This window comes from Bacillus sp. EA-CB0995 (assembly GCF_055814245.1).
Genome location: NZ_CP169269.1, coordinates 1,348,713 through 1,374,481, shown reverse-complemented (window position 1 = coordinate 1,374,481; position 25,769 = coordinate 1,348,713). Strand labels below are relative to the sequence as shown.

Genomic DNA, 25,769 nt, shown 5'->3' with positions numbered 1-25,769 from the left:
GTAAATGTGCTAAAACTTCTGTCGGTTTTGCACTGCATTCACAATAATATTTGCTGTTTCTTCAATCGCTTTATTCGATACATCAATAACAGGACAACCGATTTTATTCACTACACGTTCAAAGTGTTCAATCTCTTCTTTAATACGATTAATGTTGGCGTAACTTGCTCCATCACTTAATCCAAGAGATTTTAAACGTTCCCTGCGAATATGATTTAATTTATCGGGCGTTATTTTTAAACCAAAGCATTTTTCTTTCGGCACGCGATATAATTCTTCCGGCGGATCCACTTCGGGTACGAGAGGAACATTGGCAACTTTTAATCGCTTGTTATGTGCAAGATATTGTGAAAGTGGTGTTTTTGATGTACGAGACACTCCAATTAATACGATATCAGCTTTTAAAAGACCACGCGCATCTCTACCATCGTCATATTTCACAGCAAATTCAATCGCTTCAATCTTTTTGAAATACTCTTCATCCAACTTTCGTACAACCCCTGGCTCATACCTTGGGATTTGCCCTGTTACTTCTTCAATTTGATCGATAAGAGGACCGATAATATCATAAGCCTCTACACCTTCTTTTGCCGCTTCTTCCCGTAAATATTTTCGCATATCGGGCTTTACTAACGTAAAACAAATGAGCGCATCATTACTTTTGGCGATAGAAATAACTTCTTTTAATGTCCCTGTATCTTCTACGTACGGTACACGTCTAATATCCGGCGCAAATGGAAATTGTCCCATCGCTGCTCGAACAACTAAATCAGCTGTTTCTCCAACCGAATCAGATACGACATATACAATTTTACTATTCATTGCATTACCTCACTTTAAACGAATTGCACTTACTCATGATTCACTAAATCAACGAATGCACGCGTAATATTAGTTTTTGTGATGCGACCGACAACTTCTAATCCTTGTTTCGTGTCCTTCACAACCGGAACAGCATCAATCTGCTTTTCTATTAAATCCATTGCAACATCATACAAGCTATCTTCCTTGCGACACATCGTAACATTCGGCATTCTTGTCATAATAATATTTACCGGTAATGACGTTAAATCCTGCTTTCCTAGACTTGCTCTTAGCAAATCTTTTCGAGAAACAACACCGACTAACAATGTATTTTGGTCAACGATAAATAAAGTACCGACATCTTCTAAAAACATTGCACAGATTGCATCATATACAGAAACGTTTTTATCAATCACAGCTGGCCTAGATTGATAATCTTGTACAATAATTTTTTTAACTGCCTCAGAAAGCAATTGTCCACCTGTTTTCCCGGTATAAAAGTAGCCAACACGTGGACGCGCTTCTAAATAACCCGCCATTGTTAAAATAGCTAAATCTGGCCTAAGCGTTGCTCTCGTTAAATTTAATTGCTCAGCAATCGCTTCTCCTGTAATTGGACCGTTATCTTTTACAATCTGGATGATATGTTCTTGGCGCTTATTCAGTTCTATGATAATCACCACCTTCATTACAAAACGAAAAGAGTTATACTATCTCTTAAATATTATATACTAAATATACCATTCGAAAAAGAAAGTATGTAAAAAAGACCTCATTTGGTCCACTATATTTGAAATTTATCCAGCTGGTCTAAAAAACGTCTTGATTTTAAATAGATCCCACAATACTCATCATAGTACATATTCAATACTGTGCGCATTTGTTTCTTTGTGTCTTCTTTAACAGATACACTTCCAAGACGCGCTAAATCAAAATGATAAAATAACCGCAACAGCTTGTGAACAGCTTCTCCAATTGCAATACGATATGAGTCTTGCTCAGCGTGATGTTTACAAAGAAAGCCGCCTTCCCTAACAGAGAAGGCGACAAAATCTGTTGACTGGTGACAAATCGCACATGTATCAAAGTATGGATTAAGCCCGAAAACTGGCAACATTTTCGTTTGATAGATTAGCGCTAAAACTTCCGGGTCAACCCCTTCACTCATATAATGCAACGTTTGATATAACATTTCAAATAAATATGGATTATGTTTTTTCTCTTCTGTGGCTTTATCAGTCAATTCAACAATAAATGACGCATAAGCTGTTAAAAATAAATCTTCACGGATTTCTCGCATAGAAGAAATAATTTCACCTTGCTGTAATGTCCCTAAACCAGAACCCATTTGAATAAGAAAATGGCCGTGAGTTAATAATTGAGAAATGGATGCCAGTCTACTTTTAGGTTTTTTAGCTCCTCTGGCCATTGCGCTAACTTTCCCTAATTCGCGGGAAAATATAGTTACAATTTTGTTTGTTTCTCCATAATCAATCGTTCGAATGACAATTCCCTCAATTTTTTGAAACATGTTCGTCACCATCCAAGATTCGAACAAAATGGGTCAGGAAATTGGAGAATCTAGCTCTAATACTTCATCATGCTGATGCACTTCATCCTCTGCACTATTTTCAATTTCTTTCAAGAGCAGATATGTTTCAATGCTTCCTGTTTTCGAGAAAACTTTCCAGGTAAAATCTAACATAAGAATCCACCTTTCTCAGTAAGCTTACATGTAATCCAATTTCTTTCTTTGTTATTAAAATGACCCATTTTGTTCATTTTCATGTGAGAAAAATTTTTCTAAATTATACAGTTTTTATCCTGCCATTCGCGGACAGGCCCCCACCTCAAGAATGGAAGTTTCATTTTATCAATATTCGTCTTCGCGGAAGCCAAGGTCACGTAATTGTGACATTTTGTTACGCCAATCTTTCTGCACTTTTACCCACAACTCCAAGAATACTCTTGAACCAAGAAGCGACTCAATATCAAGGCGCGCTCTTTTTCCAATTTCTTTTAACAACTTGCCTTGTTTCCCAATTACAATTCCTTTTTGTGACGGACGTTCTACAATGACTGTTGCATTAACATAAATTGCCCCGCCTTCACGCTTTTGAATTGCATCAATAACAACCGCAACAGAATGCGGCACTTCTTCACGTGTTAAATGCAATACTTTTTCACGAATAAGTTCTGCAATAATAAAACGCTCTGGATGGTCTGTCACTTGATCTTCAGGATAATATTGCGGGCCTTCTGGTAAATATTTTTTAATCGCCCCAATTAACGCTTCCACATTATTCCTTCTAATGCTGAAATAGGTACAATTTCAGCAAAATCATATAACGTACGGTATTTATCAATAAGCCCAAGCAGTTCCTCTGGATGAACTTGGTCAATCTTATTGATTACTAAAAAGACTGGTCGCTTCGTTTCTTGTAATTTTTCAATAATAAACTCTTCACCGCGTCCAAAGCCTTCCTCTGCATTGACCATAAACAAAACAATATCTACTTCTTTTATTGTCGTTTGAGCCATTTTAACCATAAAATCGCCAAGTTTATGCTTTGGTTTATGTATACCTGGTGTATCAATAAATATGACTTGCGCATCATTTTCTGTATAAACACCTTGAATTTTATTACGTGTTGTTTGTGGTTTATCGCTCATAATCGCAATTTTTTGACCGATAATTCGGTTTAAAAATGTTGATTTCCCAACGTTTGGTCTCCCAATAATAGAGACAAAACCTGATTTAAAACCTTCTCTATTCATGTAAATCCTCCGCTAAAAATGCTCCTGGTAACAATTCTCCTACTGTTGTTTCTTGAATGTCACCGCTTAAATTTGTTAAATATACTTTTGTATTTGACTCACACAATTCTACCATAACTTGACGACAGGCTCCACAAGGAGGCACTGGGCGTTTTGTATCTGCTACAACTGCAATTGCAGTAAATTCTGTACTTCCTTCCGAAATCGCTTTAAATAGCGCCGTTCTTTCCGCGCAGTTACACAAACCATATGATGCATTCTCAACATTGCAACCACGGTATACTTTTCCGTCTGTCGTTAATAAGGCAGCACCGACTTGAAATTTAGAATACGGTACATATGCTTGTTTACGCGCTTCGATCGCTTCTTGAATTAATTCTTTGCTGTTCATCGTGTCTCGTCCTTTCCATTCACATTATGAAAAGATAAAAATCTTTGGAATGCAACTATATCATATACGGCCCAAAGATAATAGCGCCAATTACAACAGCAATAATCGAGAAAAACAATACCGCGCCTGCTGCTGCGTCTTTTGCTATTTTAGCAAGGGGTTTCACATCAGTCGTTACTAAATCAACAGTTTTCTCTATCGCTGTATTAACGATTTCTAGCGCAAATACAACGCCAATTGTCAAAAGTAAAATAAGCCATTCTGTTTTCGTAACATGAAAATAAAAACCAAGACCACTAACAATGAACGTTGCTAAACAATGAATTTGTACATTTCTTTCATGGAGAAGACAAAAGAAAATCCCTGCAAATGCATAGCGAAAACTATTTATTAGTTTCCCTTTTTTCATCTACCCAATCCAAAAGTATCGAGAATTTCTTTTTGCTTTCCAAACATAACCTTTTCTTCTTCTTCTGTCATATGATCATAACCAAGTAAATGTAAAAAGCCATGCACTGCTAAAAAACCAAGCTCACGCTCAAAAGAATGACCATATTCTTCAGCCTGCTCTTTCGTTCTCGGAATAGAAATAATAATATCGCCTAACATGCGGGGCATGTCCACACCGACAATTTCCATTTCTCCTTCGCCCATATCTTCCATCGCAAAAGAGATTACGTCTGTTGGCTGATCTTTATCACGATATTCACGGTTAATTTCTTGAATGCGCTCATTATTTACAAATGTAATTGAAAGTTCCGCTCCGTCTTCTACAGATTCTGTCTCTGCTGCTTTTTCAACTAACTGTTGAATCATTTCAACATACTCTTCTTTTACTTCTTCCGTTTCATCAAAAAAGTCAATTATTAACCCCATTTACTTCACCTTTTCTTCTGATAATTTCGGATACTTAATCCGAGAATGGAAAATTCCATTTAATGTTTCACATAATGTTTTCTCCACAATTTGCAGTTCTTTAAATGTTAAATTACATTCACTGAATTGTCCATCTTGTAGACGGTCTTTAATAATACTATGAACAAGATTATCAATTTGCTCTGGTGTTGGTGCATTCATGGAACGCACTGCCGCTTCTACACTGTCAGCAACACCGACAATAGCCGATTCTTTTGATGTTGCTTTTGGACCTGGATAACGAAACATCTCTTCTGTGTACTTCTCTTTATCCTCTTGCATTGCTTTATAGTAGAAATACTTTAACAAAGTAGTTCCATGATGCTGCGCTGTGATATCAATAATCTCTTGCGGAATATGATGTTCTTCTAACATTTTTACTCCATTTGTAACATGGGCAATTATAATATCTCTGCTTGTTTCAGGGTCCAATCGATCATGGGGATTTGAGATTCCCATTTGATTTTCAATAAAGAAATGCGGCTGCACTGTTTTTCCGATATCATGATAATATGCTCCTACACGTGCTAGCACACCATTCGCCCCAACAGCTTCACATGCCGCTTCTGATAAATTCGCGACCATGACACTATGATGATACGTTCCTGGTGCTTCTAATAAAATTTTGCGAAGCAATGGATGATTTGGACTTGCTAATTCCACCAACTTCATACTAGAAACAAGACCAAGACCACTTTCTAAATATGGCAAAATCCCCATTGCTAAAACCGATGAAATAATCCCAGATGCTGCTGCCATTAATAAATGTGTTCCAATCTCAATCGGTGAAAAGTTTCCATTGCGCAGTAGCAATAAAGCTGCTAATACAACCACATTTAAAATAGATACAAGTATCCCAGTTTGCAGCAACATTGTACGACGATTTTTTCCCGCAAAAAAATGCTAACAGAAAGCGAGCTAAGCAATACATAAATCCCAACTGAATAATTAAGTGTACTCGTTACCTCTTCATTAAATAAAATACTACCGCACACTGAAAAAATCACACTTGTTATAAAAACAAATCGATCACCAATCATCAGCTTCACTAATATAGTTCCCATTGCAACCGGAGCAATATAAGCAATACCGGCATATTCTAACTTTTGAAACAAACTAATAATTTTCATTAAAACAACTGTAATGGCGACAATTGTTGTATATGCTAAAATATATGGCTTGTCCTCTCTTTTCGACTTTAAAAACGCCTCAAATTGCTTATGCATAAAAAATAGAAGAACACCAATAAAAATAGCTAGTCCTAAAAATGGTTGAAATGAATTACTTTGATTCAGTAATCCTACTAACTTCAACTGTTCATACACTTCTCTTGTAATTGTTTCACCTTCTTTTACAAGAATTTGACCTTGTAAAATATAGACAGGATCCACTTGATCCATCGCCATTTGCTTCTGTTCCTTCGTAGCAGACGAATCGTAAAAATAGTTTGGTACGATTGCATACTGACCAAGTGCGGTAATTGCTTGTTTCAATTCGTTACTAACAGATACGTTTTTTAACTCGTTAGTAATACGGTCTTTAAACTGATCCACTTCATTCATTTTAATATGATAACTCATTAAATTATTGACAGCTGTGACGGTTGATTCCCTCGCCACAAGAAGCTGATCTTCTGTCGCATTTAAAAATTGCAATAACACTTGATCAGACAAACTTTTCGTTAAATCCGTTGGCAATTTCTTTTTTAATTTATCCAATCGTTCTGTAGTCGACAAGTTTTTTTGCGCATTTGGTGCCGAAGCATTTGCCTCTGAATCCACTTCTTTTATTGCATCAAAGACCGAATTCACAACATCAATTCGGTTTTGTTTATATTCACTTCGATACGTATACTGATCCTCGACCTTTTGAGCCGCTTCTCTCTTTTTCTTTTCTGTCGTTACTTTATCTTCAATTTTAACAGGAGAATGGATTGTCTTTTTTGAAATAGACAACATTTTGACATCTAATTGTTCCGGTTTTACATTATTCATCAGCGCCAAAAATAGCACCGCTCCTAATAAAACATAAGAAATCCAGCTCAGTTTTTTCGAATGTTGTGTATTGCGAAACCACTTAGCAACTTCTTGAAACCCTGACATAATTACAATACCTTCTCCTCTCCTGATATAAAGTGAAACTTCCATTCGTGAGGCGCTTTTTCCTTACGAATGGTTAGTTGAACCAATCGGGCTCTTACAGTTGGTTGGCCTTCTCTTCTTTGACCTGCTACTACCAACTGTTTGAGCGGGATAAAAAGAAATGATCCTTACAAGCAGGATCATTCCATTTTATCATATGCTTCAATAATGCGCTGTACGAGCGGATGACGAACAACATCCGATTGCTCTAGTTTAATAAACGAAAGTCCAGGTACACGGTCTAATACATTCGCTGCAATAGAAAGGCCAGATTTCACACCTTTCGGTAAATCAATCTGGGATGGATCTCCCGTTATAACCATTTTCGAATCAAATCCAAGACGCGTTAGAAACATTTTAATTTGCGCTCCTGTTGTATTTTGTGCTTCATCTAGAATAACAAACGCATCATCGAGTGTTCGTCCTCTCATGTATGCTAACGGGGCAATTTCAATAATACCGCGTTCTATCATTCTTTGTGTATGTTCTTGCCCAAGCACATCATGAAGAGCATCATAAAGAGGGCGTAAATACGGATCCACTTTTTCTTTCAAATCTCCAGGTAAAAAACCTAAACTTTCTCCAGCTTCAACAGCAGGTCTTGTTAAAATAATTTTTTTCACATCACCATTTTTTAATGCACGAACAGCCATCACTACAGCTAAGTAGGTTTTGCCAGTACCTGCTGGTCCCATTCCAAAAACAATATCATTCTTCTTAATGGCATAAATATATTGCCTTTGTCCTATCGTTTTCACACGGATGGACTTACCTTTTGCTGTTTTAAAGATTTCTTCTTCATATAACTCTTCAAAATGAGCCAATTTCCCTTGACGGCCAAGTTGAATCGCGTAGATTACATCACGCTCAGAAATCGATACACCCTTGCGAATAACAACTAGAAGCTGTTGTAATATACCTTCAACAAGAGCTAACGCTTCTTCTGTTCCAGATACACGAACAGATTCCCTCTCGTAACAATCGATACCTCAAGTTCGTTCTCAATTACTTTTAAATGCGCATCATTTACTCCAAACAAAGCAATTGCTTCATTATGGTTTTCCAATTGTTGATTCATCTCTACTAATTGTTCAGCCATTAATTACTCAATCTCCTTGAATATCGGATTCAGATATCGGTTGAGCCTCTGCAATATTTTCAATCACTGTATAATGCAACAATAATTTTAAATTCCCATTCTCAACCTGTTTATGCAAAACTTTCTTCCCTATAATCATAGCACGTTCATCCAGTTTTTTCTTTAATTCTTTTTGTCCCATTTCCTCCGCCACCGCAATTGCCTGTTTTTCTGTATATTCACGGTTTGCTTCCTCCTCTTCACGTACAATCGCTTTTTCATAAGCAATCGGCAGTGTAAAACCGAGCAACTTAACATCATGTCTTACTGTCTCCGTTTTAGACCGCTTATACTTATCATGCTGAAATCCCCATATTTTTATTTTTACGTTTCCGAAAGTAAGATAATGTTCTCTATATGAATTCCCTGTATAGACTTGAAATGTCGTTTTCAAAGGTACCTCCACTTCAGACTTGTACCAAGTTTCACCAAATACAACCCCTTTAGCAGAAACAATTGTCGGGCTATCTTCTTTCCCATATACCCCCGATACAAGAAGTTGTCCCTTTTGCACATAATCATTTTTCATAACTGCTGGCTTTCCAATCTCCACAAACATCTTCGTAATAATCGCTTCTTTTTTTGCGACTAAATGTTGCGGCACCTGTTCTTTTTCTTTTTTCGGTTCATTTTTTTCAACTATTTTAAAGCGATATGTCGTTCCTTTCACTTCCAAACCAATCCACGTAATGGCATTAATATTATCAGTCAAATAACGCTGTACAGTCTCTACACTAGGCATTTGAAATTGCAGCTTCCCTTTCTTAATACCCATTTTGTCCAATTCTTTCATCATAATATATTCCGTCTCTGGCTTTGCCCCTGTTATTTCTATTTTCCATACCATGTTTGATAAAACGATAACAATTAAGAAAAAAAGGAGAAAACCAGCAAGAAAACCACTATTTCGAAGTAAGCGCTTATTCCAAAATGGCAGCCCATAACGTCCAATGAAATACAGTTTACATTCATTTTTACGGTAAATCGGACGTAATCGTTTCACATCACGAAGCGGCATACAAAATACAAGTGTATCATCTGCTACTTTCTTCACACTCCAAACAAGAATATCACGCCGTACACATTCATTAATAAATCGTTCTACTCCCCTTCCTTGAATCCGTACCTTCACATACCCAATCCATCTTGTAAACCACTGATTTTTCATAACTCGCCCCCATCTGCTTTCTGAAAAAGGCGCAGTCTTCCATAAAGACCTGTACCTTCCCTATCACTTTGTCCCGCTCAAACAGTCGGTAGTAGTAAAACTAAGAAGCGAAGGCTAACCGACTGTAAGAGCTCGATTGGTTCAACTTACCATTCGTAAGGAAAAACAGCTTACGAATGGTAGTTTCACTTTATCCCGCTCAAACAATCGGTTGTAGCAGTAAGACTAAGAGGCGAATACTAATCGACTGTAAGAGCCCGATTGGTTCAACTCACCATTCGTGAGGAAAAGCTTCTCACGAATGGAAGTTTCACTTTATCTATCTTTTTTTCTTCTTCTAAAAACAAGACTTGCTCAATAGTTCCCTCAAGCAAAAGCTCTTCTGGAAGAATCGTTTTAATAACAAAAGAGTCCCCTTTTATTAATAATTGTCCTTGCTTTAACAAAAGCCGTACCTCTTTATCACTAAATACTAATAATCCACGATGATTTTCTATATAAATATGCACCTGCCCAACGAGGGTAATTCTCGGCAGATCCATGAATACATCCGCAGGTAGGTCTATCTGCTTAGTAATCCAATTTTTCATTTGCTGCAACTTTCTCATCGAAGACCCCCTCTCATCCCATATGTATGAAAAAAGCTTGTAATATCACGTCCAAATTGAAAAAAACATAAAAAAGCGTCTCATTATAAATGAGACGCTTTTTTATGCTAATAGTTGTGAAACAAGCCTATTCACTTGTGAGCCATCTGCTTTACCTTTTACTTTCGGCATAACAGCACTCATCACTTTGCCCATATCAGCTTTAGAAGCTGCACCAACTTCAGAAATAGTTTGCTGAATAACAGCAGCCAATTCTTCTTCTGTTAATTGCTCTGGCAAATATGTTTCTAAAATCTGAATTTCGCTTTTCAGTTTATCAACAAGGTCCTCACGACCCGCTTTTTCAAATTCAAGGAGGGAGTCTTTATACTGTTTTACTTCACGAGTTAAAACTGTTAATTCCTCATCTTCTAGAAGAGAGTGCTGCAGTTTTATTTCTTCATTTTGTAAAGCAGCCTTAACCATACGAATAACGGTTAATTTTTGTTTTTCTTTATTCTTCATCGCTTGTTTCATATCATCGTTTAAACGACCGAGAAGACTCATAAATTACACCCTCTCTTAGAACTTACGCTTTCTTGCCGCTTCAGATTTCTTCTTACGTTTTACGCTTGGCTTTTCATAGAACTCGCGTTTTCTTGCTTCAGCAAGCGTACCAGCTTTAGAAGTTGATCTTTTAAAACGGCGAAGTGCATCCTCCAAAGACTCGTTTTTACGAACGACTGTTTTTGACATTCTCTTTCCCTCCCTCCGAAACATCCACTTACATCCTAAATTCAGCATGCAAAAAAGAAACACTTACTCAGCATGTCTTTTACGATTATAATACATTTTATACTTTTAGGTCAACTATCTGATAAAAGAAAAGCGGAGCAATCGCACTTCTTTTTCACGATATGTTGAATTTCGATATAAAATTCTATATCAATGCGACATTATTCTACAAAAACGTTCGCTTCTTTTATTCATCATCTAGATACAATATCCTAGACCCTCGTGTTAAAAAATCTTAGCTGCCAGGACTGAACAGTCGGCTCCGCTTTTATTTTAATAATCAGTTGTTGCTGTTTTTCCGCTTACTAGCGCTACACCAGAGCTTGTACCAATGCGCGTTGCACCTGCTTCTACCATTGCGTCCATGCCATTTTCGTCACGAACACCGCCTGATGCTTTTACACCGATATCTGGTCCCACTGTTTTTCTCATTAATGCAACATCTTCTACTGTTGCACCGCCTGATGAAAATCCTGTTGATGTTTTTACAAAATCAACGCCTGCTTTTACAGATAATTCACAAGCACGAACTTTTTCTTCTTCTGTTAATAGACATGTTTCAATAATTACTTTTACAAGTGCTTTTCCTTTTGCAGCTTCTACAACAGCGCGAACATCACGCTCTACTAACTCGTCGTTTTTATCTTTTAACGCACCGATGTTAATCACCATGTCAACTTCTGTTGCGCCTTTTGCGATTGCATCTTTTGTTTCAAATGCTTTCGTTTCTGATGTGTTTGCTCCAAGAGGAAAACCAATTACCGTACAAACTTTTACGTCTGTCCCTTTTAAAATTTCTGCTGCTGTTTCAATCCATGTTGGATTTACACATACAGAAGCAAAATCATGTTGTTTTGCCTCTTCGCATAGAGTAACGATTGCTTCTTTTTTTGCATCTGGTTTTAATAACGTATGATCAATTAATTTTGCGTAGTTCATTTAAAAATTGCCCCTTTCTCAACTTATACTCAGTGATTTTGTTACTTGTTAGTTGTCTGACAACCTTAATCTTCAGCATTATATCATAAAGTATAGCGTTTTCATATTTTAACTTCTCCATCAAATAAAAAAGCATGCAAACAAAACTGTTTGCATGCTTTTCTCTTCTCTTACGCGCTTGCTGATTCTTTTGGAGATACATCTTCTAGCACACGAACAAATTGTGCTTCATTATAAGGGTAACCGGCTTTCGTGATTTTCACCTTAATCAATTTACCAATTAATTCTTCAGATCCTTCAAAAACAACTTTTAAGTAATTATCTGTATAACCTACATATAATCCTTCACGATCAGCTTCTTTAAATGGTTCTTCTGGAATAATTTCAAGAACTTCACCTTCAAACTGAGATGCATATTCTTTCGCTAATTGATCAGATAATGCAATCAAGCGGTGTACACGCTCGTTCTTGATTTCTTCTGCCACTTGATCGTCCATACGTGCTGCTGGTGTTCCTGTACGTTTTGAATACGGGAATACATGGAGCTCAGAGAAACGGTTATTTTTGATAAAATTGAACGTTTCCATAAATTCTTCTTCTGTTTCACCAGGGAAACCAACGATAACATCAGATGTAATTGCTAATCCCGGCAACGCTTCTTTTAAGCGATCTAAACGCTCCTGGAAAAATTCCATTGTATATTTACGACGCATACGCTTCAATACTGTATTAGATCCAGATTGAAGCGGAATGTGTAAATGACGTACAACAACTTTAGAGTCGCGCAGTACTTCAATCACTTCATCAGTAATTTGACTTGCCTCAATAGAAGAAATGCGAAGACGTTTTAAACCTGTTACTTGCGCTTCCATATCGCGAAGTAATCCTGCTAAATTATAATCTTTCATGTCTTCACCATATCCACCTGTATGGATACCTGTTAAGACAATTTCTTTATAGCCAGCATCTACTAATTGCTGCGCTTGGCGAATAACTTCTTTCCCGTCACGAGAACGCATTAACCCACGAGCCCATGGAATGATACAGAACGTACAGAAGTTGTTACATCCTTCTTGAATTTTCAAAGATGCACGCGTACGATCTGTAAAGTACGGTACGTCTAATTCTTCATATACACGTGTTTTCATAATGTTACGTACAGCATTAATTGGCTGACGTTCATTGCGATATTCTTCAATATAGCCAAGCATTTTCTCACGGTCTTGCGTTCCGACAACAATATCTACACCTGGAATTGCCATAATTTCTGCTGGAGATGTTTGTGCATAACATCCCGTTACACAAATTACCGCATCAGGATTTTGACGAACGGCACGACGAATTACTTGACGACTTTTTTATCCCCTGTATTCGTTACAGTACATGTATTAATTACATATACATCAGCTGTTTTCTCAAATTCAGTTCGCTCATAACCACCTTGTTTAAACAGTTGCCAAATCGCTTCTGTCTCGTAGTGGTTTACTTTACAACCTAACGTATGAAACGCAACAGTTGCCATATATATTCACCCCATTAATTCAAAATGATAAGACACGGCACTTAGCGCATATAAAGGCGCTGTTTCTGTCCGCAATATTCTTGGTCCTAAACTGCAAGGTACAAAAGTATGCTCAGAAAGAGCAGACACTTCCCCTTCTGTTAAACCACCTTCTGGCCCAAATACAATGAGTACCTTTTGTCCTGGCTCTAACTTTGTTAAAGCCTTAGCAAAATTTGATTTTTCACCTTGCTTCGCTTCTTCTTCATATGCAACAAGACAACTGTCATAGTCTTTACTGATCGTGAGAAGCTCTTTAAAAGAAACAGGTGCATACACAGTAGGAACTTCACTGCGATGAGACTGCTCGGCTGCCTCTTTTACAATTTTATTAAAACGCTCTACTTTTTTCCCGGCTTTTTTCGCATCCCATTTTACAATAGATCGAGATGCTTGAAACGGTAAAAAGGCGGCTGCTCCAAGCTCAGTTCCTTTTTGTAAAATCAACTCAAGCTTATCTCCTTTAGGCAGTCCGCTAGCAATTGTCACAAACACAGGTAGTTCACTTGACATCTCTATCCATTCTACAATAGTCGCATTTATAAATTCATTGGTAATTTCAGCAATTGTACAAATTGCTGTTTTCCCATTTGTACAACAATAAATGTGATCACCAGGCGTCATACGCATCACTCTTCCAATGTGATGCACATCATCTCCTACAATACGAATTGTCGTTTCATTTATGTTTTGCTCTTCTACAAAATAACGCTGCATCATATCACCTTAGTAAAGTTTAGCTCTTTTCGTAAACTCATGCTTACGAAAAGAGCCAAACAGTATAATTTGGACTGAACAAACGGTAAGTCCCTCACTACTGTCAGCGAGAGACTGTCCGCTTATATTCTCCCGTCAAACGGGCAATAAACTCTTAAAAAAGGGAAATTCCATCTTACCCTTTACGCGCAATAATTGCTACCCAATCTTCCATCGTTAACACTTCTTCTACTGTAAAACCTGCTTTTACTAACGCTTCTGTTATAATTTTTTCTTTCGCAGCAATAATACCAGATGTAATAAACAGTCCACCCGGTTTTAAAACTCTCGCTGCATCTTCTGGGAATAACAAAATAATTTCCGCTAGTAGATTTGCAACAATTAAATCAACAGGACCTTCAATGCCCTCTAGTAAACTGTTCTGTCCAACGGTTACAACATTCTCTGTATGATTTAATCGAACGTTCATCTCAGCGCTTTCTACTGCAACCGGATCTAGATCGTATGCTTGAATAGAGGCAGCACCTAGTTTAGCAGCAGCAATACTTAACACACCAGATCCTGTTCCAACGTCAATAACAGTATCACCAGGTTGTACTGTTTTTTCTAAAGCGCGAATACACATCGTTGTTGTTGGATGTGTTCCTGTACCAAATGCCATTCCTGGATCTAACTCGATAATTTTTTCTTCTGGTGAGGAAGGTGTATACTCTTCCCATGTTGGCACAATTGTAAATGTATCAGAAATTTTCACTGGATGGTAATATTTTTTCCAAGCAGTAGCCCAATCCTCTTCATCTACCTCATTAACAGATACAGTTGCTGCTCCAATCTCGATTCCGTAAGAAGGTAACAGATCAATGGATGATTTTACACTTGTAATTGTTTCTTGCAAAGTATCATTCTTTGGGAAATACGCTTTTACAAGTACACCTTCTGTTGGATATTCAGCTGGATTTAACGCATAAATCTCACCAAATTGTTGTTCACGCTCTTTCGTTAATTCAGCAGGATCTTCAATCGCAACACCGCTTGCTCCTGCTTCATGTAAAATATGCGAGATTGCTTCTACAGCTTCCTCTGTTGTATGAATACTAATTTCTGACCATTTCACAATTTACCAACTCCATTTTTTATTTCCATTATTCCCCTTTAAAAGCTCGCTTAAGCTTTTTAAATAGGCTATCATCATGGTCTTCTTGACCTGTAAATTCTCTCAACAATTCTTTTTGGTGGGATGTTAATTTTGTTGGTGTAACAACACGAACAACAACATATTGATCACCTTGCCCATATCCGCGTACGTTTGGCGCACCTTTTCCTTTTAAACGGAATTCTGTTCCTGTTTGTGTTCCTGCTGGAATTTTTAACTTTACTTTTCCAAGCACAGTCGGAACTTCCACTTCATCTCCAAGTGCTGCTTGCGCAAACGTTAATGGCATTTCACAAATAATATCATCACCTTCGCGATGGAAGAATTCATGCTCTATTACACGAACTACTACATATAAATCACCTGCTGGTCCGCCGTTTACACCAGCTTCTCCTTTACCAGACACGCGAATTTGTTGACCATTATCAATACCTGCTGGAATTTTAATGTTAATTTTTTTACGTTTACGTACTTTTCCAGAGCCATGGCATGTTGTACATTTTTCTTTAATTATTTGACCTGTTCCAGAGCATTGTCTACAAGCTTGACGATTCACAATACGACCAAATGGCGTGTTTTGCTCCACACTAACTTGCCCTGTTCCAGAACAATGTTTACATGTTTCTTTCGAAGTTCCCGGTTTTGCTCCGCTACCACTACATGTATTACAAGGATCTTCAGTTGGAATTTCAATATCCATTTCCTTACCAGAAATTGCTTCTTCAAAATTTAAAGAAACTTGATATTGAAGATCTGCACCTTGACGCGGCGCATTTGGATCACGGCGTCTACCGCCTCCACCACCAAAGAATGAACTAAAGATGTCTTCAAAACCGAAACCGCCACCGAAGTCGCCACCGCCAAAACCACCAAAGCCTTGATTTGGATCAGCATGACCGAATTGATCGTACTGCGCACGTTTTGAATCATCACTTAATACTTCGTATGCTTCTTGCACTTCTTTAAATTTTTCAATTGCATTTTCTTCTGTACTTACATCTGGATGATACTTTTTCGCCAAACGACGGTATGCTTTTTTAATCTCATCTTTTGAAGCGCCCTTGCTAACGCCAAGCACCTCATAGTAATCTCGTTTACTCATAAGTTTGTAACCCCCGAATCCTTTCACATAAACGTAATTTTAACATCGAAAGAAAGTGCTTTGCAACACTGTTTCCTTACTTACAGTATGCAAAAAGAAAAACATTGGACTCTCACACAAAAGACTCCGTGTGCACCCGGTCTTTTCTCCACTCGTGAAAAAAGCCAAAGCCAAGGCACGCTTGACTTTGACTTTTTGTCATCTTACTTATTTTATTACTTATCTTCTTTTACTTCTTCAAACTCAGCATCGACTACATTGTCATTTTTTGCGCCTGCATTGCCTTGTGCGCCTTCTGCTTGCTGTGATCCTGCAGCAGCTTGAGCTTGCTCATATAACTTTACAGTTAATTGTTGTACGATTTCTTGAAGTGCATCTTTTTTCGCACGGATTTCATCAAGATCGTTTTTCTCGATTGCCGCTTGTAATGCATCTTTTGCTTCTGTTGCTTTCGCTACTTCAGCTGCATCTACTTTGCCTTCTAAATCTTTTACAACTTTATCTGTTTGGAATACAAGTTGATCTGCTTCATTGCGAAGTTCAACTTCTTCTTTACGTTTTTGGTCAGCATCAGCATTTGTTTCTGCTTCTTTTACCATACGATCTACTTCTTCATCAGAAAGGCCTGAAGAAGATTGGATTGTAATTACTTGTTCTTTACTTGTTCCTAAATCTTTTGCACGTACGTTTACGATACCGTTCGCATCAATATCGAATGTTACTTCGATTTGTGGGATGCCACGTGGTGCTGGCGGGATATCTGTTAGTTGGAAACGACCTAACGTTTTGTTATCCGCTGCCATTGGACGCTCACCTTGTAGTACGTGAATGTCTACTGCTGGTTGGTTATCAGCAGCTGTTGAGAACACTTGTGATTTACTTGTTGGGATTGTTGTGTTACGCTCGATTAATTTTGTAAACACACCGCCCATTGTTTCGATACCTAAAGAAAGCGGAGTTACGTCTAATAATAGAACGCCTTTTACATCACCAGTAAGTACACCACCCTGTACTGCAGCACCTAATGCTACAACTTCATCAGGGTTTACACCTTTATATGGTTCTTTACCAGTTTCACGTTTAATCGCTTCTTGTACAGCTGGGATACGAGTAGAACCACCAACAAGAATTACTTTATCTAATTCGCTTGGAGAAAGACCAGCGTCTTTTAATGCACGACGAGTTGGTTCTAATGTTCTTTCAACAAGGTTCGCTGAAAGTTCTTCGAATTTCGCTCTTGTTAATGTTAATTCTAAATGTAATGGACCTGCAGCTCCAGCGCTAATGAATGGTAATGAAATTTGTGTTTGTGTTACACCAGAAAGATCTTTCTTCGCTTTTTCAGCTGCATCTTTCAAACGTTGAAGCGCCATTTTATCTTGGCTTAAATCAATGTTATTTTCTTTTTTGAATTCAGCTACTAAATGATCAATGATAACTTGGTCAAAGTCATCACCACCAAGACGGTTGTCACCAGCAGTTGAAATAACTTCGAATGTTCCATCTGCTAATTCAAGGATAGATACGTCGAATGTACCGCCACCTAAGTCATATACTAAGATTTTTTGTTCTTCGTCTTGTTTTTCTAAACCGTAAGCAAGCGCAGCTGCTGTTGGTTCGTTAATAATACGTTCTACTTCTAAACCAGCAATGCGGCCTGCATCTTTTGTCGCTTGACGCTCTGCATCGTTGAAGTATGCTGGTACAGTAATAACAGCCTTTGTTACCGGCTCACCTAAATATGCTTCAGCAGAAGCTTTTAAGTTTTGTAAAATAATCGCAGAAAGTTCTTGAGGTGTATATTCTTTACCTTCTACTTCTACTTTGTAATCTGTACCCATATGACGTTTAATAGAGATAATTGTATTTGGGTTCGTAATCGCTTGACGCTTCGCTACTTCCCCAACTTGACGCTCTTCATTTTTGAAAGCTACAACAGAAGGAGTTGTACGGTTACCTTCTGGATTTGGAATAACCTTTGGTTCCCCGCCTTCCATAACAGCTACACAAGAGTTTGTTGTACCTAAGTCAATACCGATGATTTTACTCATGACGAAACCTCCTATATTTATGTAATTATTGATTTACTTTAACCATTGATGGTCGAATCACACGATCTTTCAGCTTGTAGCCTTTTTGGAATTCTTCCACAACCGCGTTCGATTCAAATTCACTGTCTTCTACTTGCATGACAGCTTGATGTTCATGCGGATCAAACTGTTTTCCAACAGCTTCGATTGCTTCAACACCTTCTTTTGTCAGAGCTTCTAACAATTGACGATATACCATTTCCATCCCTTGTAATAAGGATTTCATTTGCTCATCATTTGCTTCTACCTGCATTGCTCTTTCAAAGTTATCAAGAGCTGGCAAAATGTCTGACACAAGACTTTGTGATCTATACTTTTCAGCCGCTTGCTTATCTAGTTGAACGCGGCGCTTATAGTTTTCAAAATCAGCTTGTAGACGAAGCATGCGACCTTCCGTTTCCGTCAATTTCGCTTGTAATCCATCTACTTTTGCTTGTAAAAGAGCAGCTTCGCTTTTTCTTCTCCAACAGTTTCTTCGCTATTTTCTGGTGCTACAGCTTCTTCTGTTTGCGCTTCTTTTACTTCTTCTACCACTTGTTCATTACGCTCTTCCACAACTTTCACCTCCTTAAAAAAGCAGGGCCAATACAACTCAGCACTAACCCAAATATCTAATTTCTTGTATCCAACTGGTCATCAGCAGCAGGGATACCCCCGCCACAAATGAAAGTTTCTTATTATTTCGGTTTATATAAACCGTTCAGTCCATCTGTAAATTGTTTTGTAAACAATTGCAACAAACTAATGACACGAGAGTATTGCATTCTCGTCGGACCTAAAATCGCAATTGTTCCAAGCTGCTCATCCCCAATCGAGTATGTCGCAGAAATTAAGCTACAATTTTCCATGGCAGCAGAAGAATTTTCACGTCCAATTTTCACTTGAATACCAATTTGTTTGCTCTGCAAGATGTTATAAAACGCATCTTCATTTTCAATCATAGTGAATAATGATCGGACCTTCTGAATGTCATGGAATTCTGGCTGAGCAAGCATATTTGCTTTTCCACCAAAATATATTTTTTCAGATAACGGAAATTGGAATGTACCGTCTAACATTTTCATGACACTATCATAATTATGAACGTACTGGCGCAAAACCATTACAATTTCTTTAAAGATTTTATTATGCAGTTCCGACATCGGTACACCTGATAATTTGTCATTTAAAATGTTAACCATCTTTTCTAAATCTAATAAATCAATAGATTCCGGAACAGTGATGGTCTTACTTTGTACATGTCCTGTATCAGTTACAATAATCGCGACCGCTGTTTGATGATCGAGCGGAAGAATTTGTACATTTTTCAGCTTATTCGCACTCATTTTTGGCCCAAGAACAATTGCCGTATAATTCGTGAGTTCTGATAAAATTTGCGCAGATTGCTGTGCAAGCTTTTCCGCTTCAAAAACTCTTTCAGCAAACAAGTCTTTGATTTGTACAATATCTTCACTTGGCAAATGCTGCGGCGAAAGAAGATGGTCTACATAAAAGCGATATCCTTTTTCAGAAGGAACGCGCCCAGAAGAACTATGTGTTTTTTCAATAAACCCGAGTTCCTCTAAATCAGCCATTTCATTTCGAATTGTCGCTGAACTAAATGTAATTTCTTCTTTCTTAGACAACGTTCTTGATCCGACAGGTTGTGCAGACCCGATAAAGTCGTCAATTATTGTTTGTAAAATTAAGAGCTGACGTTCCGTAAGCATTTCATCATCACCTCTGTTAGCACTCTTATGTTTCGAGTGCTAAATCTATTACTAACTTACCAAAATTGATATTGAATTGTCAACGGAAACGTGATGAGATACAGTGAAACTTTTAGCAACACGATTTTTGCTGCTAATTAGTTGAACCAATCGGGCTCTTACGGACAGTTAAACTTCTTGATTCACTTCTCTGTACCGTCCGTTTGAGCGGGATACAGTGAAACTTTTAGCAGCATTCTTTTCCGCTGCTAATCAAGTTCTTACAGATGGTTTAGCTTTTCGCTCTACTGAGTGGAGAATCCAATTTAAAGTTAGATTAATCCACTAAGAATGATTGAAATACTTCATTTCCTAATAGCTTTCCTTTTCTTGTTAAACAAATATGAGTATTCGTCTCTTGAAGCAGTTCATGTTCTTTATTATGAAGTAATTGCTTTGCAAAGATTTCGTTCATCTCTACGCCAAATTTTCTTCTAAATTCCAGTTTAGAAACACCCGCTGTTTTTCGCAGCCCTAAAAATAACTCTTCTTCCATTTTTTCTTGTCCCGTTACTCCATGAACATCTAAATATGGCAAACCTGTCTCATCAATTTTCATGAAATATTGTTTTAATGGACCCACATTTTGAATTCGCTCGCTATTTACATAACTATGAGCTCCAGCTCCAAAACCATAATACTCTTCATTATTCCAGTATGTGAGGTTATGTCTACTTTCATAGCCTTCTTTCGAAAAATTACTAATTTCATACTGTTTATAACCATGCTTTTCCATCTCATCCATCACAATTTCATACATTCTTGCTTCATGATCTTCTCCTGGAAGTCTCAGTTTTCCTTTATTCATTAAATTATAAAAGACCGTTTTCGGCTCGACAATTAAAGAATACGCAGAGAAATGTTGAACCCCAAGTGTAAAAGCAATATCTAACGTTTCTCTTACATCTTCTATTGTTTGCGTCGGCAGTGCATAAATTAAATCAACATTAATATTTGTAAAACCAACTTCCTGCGCCTCACGAATCGCTACGAATGCATCTTCTCTCGTATGTCTGCGCCCAATTTTTTGCAATAATTCGTCTCGAAATGTTTGAACACCAAAACTAATCCGGTTTACACCACCTTCTAGTAGAAGATTCAATTTCTCTTTTGGCAAGTCTCCCGGATTGGCTTCAAAAGTTAGTTCACAATTGGGCGCAAACGGACGTAAACGACGATTAATAATATTTAATAATTGCTCTGTCTGTTCCATATTTAGCGCTGTTGGCGTTCCTCCACCAACAAAAATCGTTTTCATTTCTTTAAAAGGCGTTTTAGTGGTTGTATTCACAATTTCTTTCTCTAAATATTGCAAGTATTGTTCAACTGGCTGACGCTCAATAAATACTTTATTAAAATCACAATAGTGACAAATATGCTGACAAAACGGAATATGAATATATGCAGCTTGTATCAAACTATGTTCCTACCTTTCTAAAAAGAACCCCCCGCATTTTGGAGGTTTATTTACTTCTGTAACCCTATGCGAATTTGTTCCATTCGCATTTTTCCCCAATCATACATCATTTCAACGATTGGTAAAAGTGTCATGCCGAGCTCCGTCATAAAATATTCTACACGCGGAGGTACTTCTGGATATACAGTCCGATTAATAATTCCATCTTCGGTCAATTCTTTTAATTGATTGGACAAAACTTTATGAGAAATATTAGGAAATAAACGCTGAAATTTACTAAAACGATGCGGATTTCCCATACATAAATTCCATAAAATCACAACTTTCTACTAATGATAGAAAGTATGAGTTCCTTTTCAAAGTGAAAATCACCATTTTGTATTTTTTCTTGAATTTCTTTTCGAATGTTCTCAGACACGACAGTATCCCAACTTTTAATCTATGGTTATAGTTGCTGTTTGGTTACTCTTTACGAAAAAGCATCACCACTATTGTAAAGGAGGGATACAAAGATGTCTAAATATTAACCAAAGCTTTAGGGGCCATTATTTCTGATTCCTTAAACAAAAAGAAGCCGTACAAACGGCTTCTTTTTGTTATTAATTATCATCCATTTTCAATACAGCCATAAATGCTTCTTGCGGTACTTCTACAGAACCAACGGACTTCATACGCTTCTTACCTTCTTTTTGTTTCTCAAGAAGTTTACGTTTACGAGAAATGTCACCGCCGTAACATTTTGCTAATACGTTTTTACGCATCGCTTTAATTGTAGAACGCGCCACAACTTTATTTCCGATTGTCGCTTGTATAGGCACTTCAAACTGCTGTCTTGGAATTAACTCTTTTAACTTTTCTACAATTACTTTTCCACGGTCATATGCTGAGTCACGATGCACAATGAAAGATAGCGCATCGACTTGCTCATTATTCAATAAAATATCCATCTTCACAAGCTTAGACGGTTTGTAACCAATTAGCTCGTAATCAAAGGATGCATATCCTTTCGTATTCGACTTTAATTGATCGAAGAAATCATATACGATTTCAGAAAGTGGAATTTCATACGTCAAAGTAACGCGCGTTTCATCTAAATATTGCATATCAATAAACGTACCACGTTTTCTTTGGCAAATTTCCATAACTGCTCCAACATAATCGTTTGGAACCATAATAGATGCTTTTACATACGGTTCTTCCACACGATCAATAGATTGCGGATCTGGCATGTTAGATGGGTTATCAACTATCATGTCTTCACCGTTTGTTAAATATACTTTATAAATAACACTTGGTGCTGTTGTAATTAAATCAATTTTAAATTCACGTTCAATACGTTCTTGAATGATTTCCATATGAAGTAAGCCTAAGAATCCACAGCGGAAACCAAATCCAAGTGCTTGAGACGTTTCTGGTTCAAATTCAAGAGCAGAGTCATTTAATTCTAGCTTTTCTAATGCATCACGTAAATCATTATAACGTGCAGAATCAATTGGATATAAACCACAGAATACCATTGGGTTTAATTTACGATACCCTGGTAAAGGTTCTGTCGCTTGACGTTTTGCATGTGTAATCGTATCACCTACACGCGTATCACCAACATTTTTAATTGATGCGGCTAAGAAGCCTACATCACCTACTGTTAATTCTTCACGCTGCGTTGTTTTCGGTGTGAACACACCTACTTCTGTTACTTCAAACTCTTTACCTGTTGCCATCATACGTACTTTATCGCCAACTTTTACTGTACCGTTTACAACACGGATATAAGCAATTACACCGCGGTACGGATCATATAAAGAGTCGAAAATCATACATTGTAATGGTTCTTCCGAATCACCTGCTGGAGCTGGTACTTTTTCAACGATTTGTTCTAAAATCTCTTCAATACCAATCCCCGCTTTTGCAGAAGCAAGCACAGCTTCTGATGCATCTAAGCCAATTACATCCTCTACCTCTTGACGAACGCGCTCTGGATCAGCGCTCGGCAAGTCAATTTTATTAATAACCGGCAAAATTTCTAAATTATTATCTAATGCTAAATATACGTTTGCTAATGTTTGCGCCTCAATCCCTTGCGCTGCGTCAACAACAAGTATCGCACCTTCACATGCCGCTAAACTACGAGATACTTCATACGTAAAATCGACATGCCCTGGTGTATCAATTAAGTGGAGAATATATTCTTCTCCATCTTTCGCTTTATACGTTAATTGTACTGCATTTAATTTAATTGTAATTCCACGCTCACGCTCTAAATCCATAGAGTCAAGTAACTGTGCTTTCATTTCGCGTTGTGTTAACGCATTTGTTTTCTCTAAAATGCGGTCTGCCAACGTTGACTTTCCGTGGTCAATGTGAGCAATAATGGAAAAGTTACGAATTTTAGACTGCCTTTTTGCTCTTTCTTCTTTATTCATCTATTTTCTCACTCCTACTAATCTCGCCAATATACACTAGCACTGATTATATCAATACAAGGGCAAAGATTCAATGAAAACTGGTGCAGCGTTATAAGCAAGTGCTCTTACTTTTATCATATGCAATCCGTAAACAATAGACAAACCTTTTCTTTCATGAAGAAAAGCTACCCTACTCTTAAGTAAGATAGCCGCTTCTTTACGCTTCAAATGAAAAGAAACTTCCACCAGTGGGGGTTTCTCTTTATCCCCCACTGGTGATTAGCTAATCGAGCTCTTACGGACGTTCCCCCCACCTATCTTCTTTGTTTTCTCAGAATTTTAAAGTGGGAGTCTTACTGTCCAAAAGTAGCGGGATTAATGAAATGCACCTTTCATTTTGTCAACAATGGTATATGTTATACTGCGAACTACATTTTGCACCAATAAAGTCAATCCTTTCCCCATGCTCTCTAGCATATTAAAACTTTTTAATTCTTCTAGTTGTTTTTGCTTTTCCTCAACGGAAAATGTCTTTCCAAGAATTGTTCTTTCTACATCCTCGTGGTCTGCTCCTGTTATGTGAGCAATTTGCTCATATGTTGGATTGTTATAGCCTTTCATCTGTTTTAACCCGCTATTGGCAACTTGCATACCCGCTAACGTTATAAGAAATAGACCAATAACGAGAAGGATACATTTACGTGTAAATTGCTCCAATTCTTATTTCTCCTTTTACAATCAATGCGTATATGCCCCTGTATTATCTTGATCAACTTGGTGATGAAGTGCTGCGTTCAAACCACTCGCAATGAGATTAGCCATATCTTCAATAAACGCATCCACTTCTTTTGGTGTTACCATTAAATTATGTCCGAGCGGCGCTAACACTTCATAAATTAACTTTCGCTTCTCTTCTTCCTCAAGCGTACCAATAGCTCCCAAAAACATATTACGGCTTTTTTCATCCGGCATATCTTCTTCTGTAAGCTTTTTCTTCTCACCAAATGTAAATCCAGCCGGAAGTAAAGAACGGGCCGGCTTTCCACCCTCTCGCATCTCACGCCCAAAATGTTTTAAAATGAAATCAATTGTATCACTTGTAATTGAAACCGCATCAACAACAGTTGGGACACCAATTGCAATAACCGGTATACCTAGCGTCTCTTTACTTAACTCTTTTCGTTTATTCCCAACACCAGAACCAGGATGAATACCCGTATCCGAAATTTGAATGGTACTATTCACTCGTTCAATAGACCGAGCAGCAAGCGCATCAATTGCAATCACAAAGTCTGGTTTCGTTTTTTCAATGACTCCATAAATCATATCGCTCGTTTCAATACCTGTAATGCCCATAACTCCCGGTCTAATCGCACTGACAGGACGAAAACCTTCCTCGACACTTTCCGGCTGCAACTTAAATAAATGGCGTGTGACAAGTACATTTTCTACAACAATTGGCCCTAATGCATCCGGTGTTACATTCCAGTTACCAAGACCAACAATTAAGCAGCTCGCTTCCTTTTTTATTCCAATTTCTTCCATAAAATAAGAAAACTCTTTTGCAAAAATCCCCTCTACCCTTTGTTGTAACTCTGTATCTTGCTGACGAATCCCTTGTACTTCTAGGGTTAAATAATTCCCTGGTTTCTTTCCCATCGCCTCAACAGCACTTTCATCAATCGTCACCTTTGTAATCGTAATACCATCTTCTTCGCGCTCTTTTACAATTACACCTTGAATAGCAGTTTTTTCTTCTTGCTGCTCTTGCAGCATTTGATGGGCTTCTAATGCAAGATCTGTTCTTATCGCATATTTACTTAAATCAAGCGGTTCACGCATACAATCTCCTCCACTACTTATAATAAATATTCATTAGAATTCCCCAAATCATTTTTAGTCATTCTTTTCCTATATTGA

Annotated in this window: 21 protein-coding genes and 6 pseudogenes; all 27 read right to left on the bottom strand. The window is 37.6% G+C overall.

Going from position 1 to position 25,769, the window contains the following annotated elements; all coding sequences use genetic code 11:
* Positions 1-9: 9 nt before the first annotated feature.
* Positions 10-822 (bottom strand): pyruvate, water dikinase regulatory protein, encoded by an 813-nt coding sequence (locus ACEWFJ_RS07155; protein WP_098307820.1) that lies wholly within the window; start codon positions 820-822, stop codon positions 10-12.
* Positions 823-851: 29 nt separating this feature from the next.
* Complete coding sequence (locus ACEWFJ_RS07150; RefSeq protein ID WP_098308050.1) at positions 852-1,484, bottom strand: helix-turn-helix transcriptional regulator; 633 nt, start codon at positions 1,482-1,484, stop codon at positions 852-854.
* A 104-nt stretch (positions 1,485-1,588) separates the two neighbouring features.
* Positions 1,589-2,335, bottom strand: a complete 747-nt coding sequence (recO, locus tag ACEWFJ_RS07145; protein WP_098307822.1) for a DNA repair protein RecO — start codon at positions 2,333-2,335, stop codon at positions 1,589-1,591.
* Positions 2,336-2,368: 33 nt separating this feature from the next.
* Positions 2,369-2,509, bottom strand: a complete 141-nt coding sequence (locus tag ACEWFJ_RS07140) for a YqzL family protein (protein ID WP_473691293.1) — start codon at positions 2,507-2,509, stop codon at positions 2,369-2,371.
* 168 nt (positions 2,510-2,677) lie between these two features.
* Positions 2,678-3,582 (bottom strand): annotated as a pseudogene (gene era, locus ACEWFJ_RS07135) (GTPase Era).
* A complete protein-coding gene (locus ACEWFJ_RS07130) occupies positions 3,575-3,973 on the bottom strand; it encodes a cytidine deaminase (RefSeq protein ID WP_473691291.1) in 399 nt (132 codons plus the stop codon). Before ACEWFJ_RS07130 ends, era begins: the two are co-directional and overlap by 8 nt.
* A 55-nt stretch (positions 3,974-4,028) precedes the next feature.
* A complete protein-coding gene (locus tag ACEWFJ_RS07125; RefSeq protein ID WP_473691289.1) occupies positions 4,029-4,382 on the bottom strand; it encodes a diacylglycerol kinase family protein in 354 nt (117 codons plus the stop codon).
* Positions 4,379-4,849, bottom strand: a complete 471-nt coding sequence (ybeY, locus tag ACEWFJ_RS07120; protein WP_473691287.1) for an rRNA maturation RNase YbeY — start codon at positions 4,847-4,849, stop codon at positions 4,379-4,381. Before ybeY ends, ACEWFJ_RS07125 begins: the two co-directional genes overlap by 4 nt.
* Positions 4,850-6,990, bottom strand: a pseudogene (locus ACEWFJ_RS07115) (HD family phosphohydrolase).
* A gap of 179 nt (positions 6,991-7,169) precedes the next feature.
* Positions 7,170-8,128: pseudogene (locus tag ACEWFJ_RS07110) on the bottom strand (PhoH family protein).
* Between the two features lie 7 nt (positions 8,129-8,135).
* A complete protein-coding gene (yqfD, locus tag ACEWFJ_RS07105; RefSeq protein ID WP_429708576.1) occupies positions 8,136-9,335 on the bottom strand; it encodes a sporulation protein YqfD in 1,200 nt (399 codons plus the stop codon).
* Between the two features lie 266 nt (positions 9,336-9,601).
* Positions 9,602-9,943, bottom strand: a complete 342-nt coding sequence (gene yqfC / locus ACEWFJ_RS07100) for a sporulation protein YqfC (protein WP_473691285.1) — start codon at positions 9,941-9,943, stop codon at positions 9,602-9,604.
* Positions 9,944-10,045: 102 nt separating this feature from the next.
* Positions 10,046-10,489 carry a GatB/YqeY domain-containing protein gene (locus ACEWFJ_RS07095; protein ID WP_473691283.1) on the bottom strand — a complete coding sequence of 148 codons (444 nt, stop codon included), beginning with the start codon at positions 10,487-10,489 and terminating at the stop codon, positions 10,046-10,048.
* A gap of 15 nt (positions 10,490-10,504) precedes the next feature.
* Complete coding sequence (gene rpsU, locus ACEWFJ_RS07090) at positions 10,505-10,678, bottom strand: 30S ribosomal protein S21 (RefSeq protein ID WP_020062243.1); 174 nt, start codon at positions 10,676-10,678, stop codon at positions 10,505-10,507.
* 312 nt (positions 10,679-10,990) lie between these two features.
* The gene (gene deoC / locus ACEWFJ_RS07085; protein ID WP_473691280.1) at positions 10,991-11,656 is read right to left on the bottom strand and encodes a deoxyribose-phosphate aldolase; all 666 of its coding nucleotides are present in this window, start codon (positions 11,654-11,656) and stop codon (positions 10,991-10,993) included.
* A 170-nt stretch (positions 11,657-11,826) separates the two neighbouring features.
* Positions 11,827-13,178: pseudogene (gene mtaB, locus ACEWFJ_RS07080) on the bottom strand (tRNA (N(6)-L-threonylcarbamoyladenosine(37)-C(2))-methylthiotransferase MtaB).
* Positions 13,179-13,184: 6 nt separating this feature from the next.
* Positions 13,185-13,934, bottom strand: coding sequence for a 16S rRNA (uracil(1498)-N(3))-methyltransferase (locus ACEWFJ_RS07075; protein ID WP_429708995.1), 750 nt, complete (start codon positions 13,932-13,934; stop codon positions 13,185-13,187).
* A 175-nt stretch (positions 13,935-14,109) separates the two neighbouring features.
* On the bottom strand, positions 14,110-15,048 hold the full coding sequence (prmA, locus tag ACEWFJ_RS07070; RefSeq protein ID WP_473691278.1) for a 50S ribosomal protein L11 methyltransferase: 939 nt from the start codon (positions 15,046-15,048) through the stop codon (positions 14,110-14,112).
* Between the two features lie 28 nt (positions 15,049-15,076).
* Positions 15,077-16,189, bottom strand: coding sequence for a molecular chaperone DnaJ (dnaJ, locus tag ACEWFJ_RS07065; RefSeq protein WP_473691276.1), 1,113 nt, complete (start codon positions 16,187-16,189; stop codon positions 15,077-15,079).
* A gap of 215 nt (positions 16,190-16,404) precedes the next feature.
* Positions 16,405-18,240: a chaperone protein DnaK gene (gene dnaK / locus ACEWFJ_RS07060; protein ID WP_473691272.1), complete on the bottom strand. Its 1,836-nt coding sequence runs from the start codon at positions 18,238-18,240 to the stop codon at positions 16,405-16,407.
* A 25-nt stretch (positions 18,241-18,265) separates the two neighbouring features.
* Positions 18,266-18,834 (bottom strand): annotated as a pseudogene (gene grpE, locus ACEWFJ_RS07055) (nucleotide exchange factor GrpE).
* A gap of 122 nt (positions 18,835-18,956) precedes the next feature.
* A complete protein-coding gene (hrcA, locus tag ACEWFJ_RS07050; RefSeq protein ID WP_429708563.1) occupies positions 18,957-19,988 on the bottom strand; it encodes a heat-inducible transcriptional repressor HrcA in 1,032 nt (343 codons plus the stop codon).
* A gap of 316 nt (positions 19,989-20,304) precedes the next feature.
* Positions 20,305-21,444: a radical SAM family heme chaperone HemW gene (gene hemW / locus ACEWFJ_RS07045; RefSeq protein WP_473691270.1), complete on the bottom strand. Its 1,140-nt coding sequence runs from the start codon at positions 21,442-21,444 to the stop codon at positions 20,305-20,307.
* Positions 21,445-21,494: 50 nt separating this feature from the next.
* Positions 21,495-21,862, bottom strand: a pseudogene (locus ACEWFJ_RS07040) (winged helix-turn-helix transcriptional regulator).
* Between the two features lie 181 nt (positions 21,863-22,043).
* Positions 22,044-23,867, bottom strand: coding sequence for an elongation factor 4 (gene lepA, locus ACEWFJ_RS07035; protein WP_473691268.1), 1,824 nt, complete (start codon positions 23,865-23,867; stop codon positions 22,044-22,046).
* A gap of 357 nt (positions 23,868-24,224) precedes the next feature.
* Positions 24,225-24,566, bottom strand: a complete 342-nt coding sequence (locus ACEWFJ_RS07030) for a YqxA family protein (protein WP_473691266.1) — start codon at positions 24,564-24,566, stop codon at positions 24,225-24,227.
* Positions 24,567-24,587: 21 nt separating this feature from the next.
* Complete coding sequence (gene gpr, locus ACEWFJ_RS07025) at positions 24,588-25,691, bottom strand: GPR endopeptidase (protein WP_473691264.1); 1,104 nt, start codon at positions 25,689-25,691, stop codon at positions 24,588-24,590.
* Positions 25,692-25,769 lie beyond the last annotated feature (78 nt).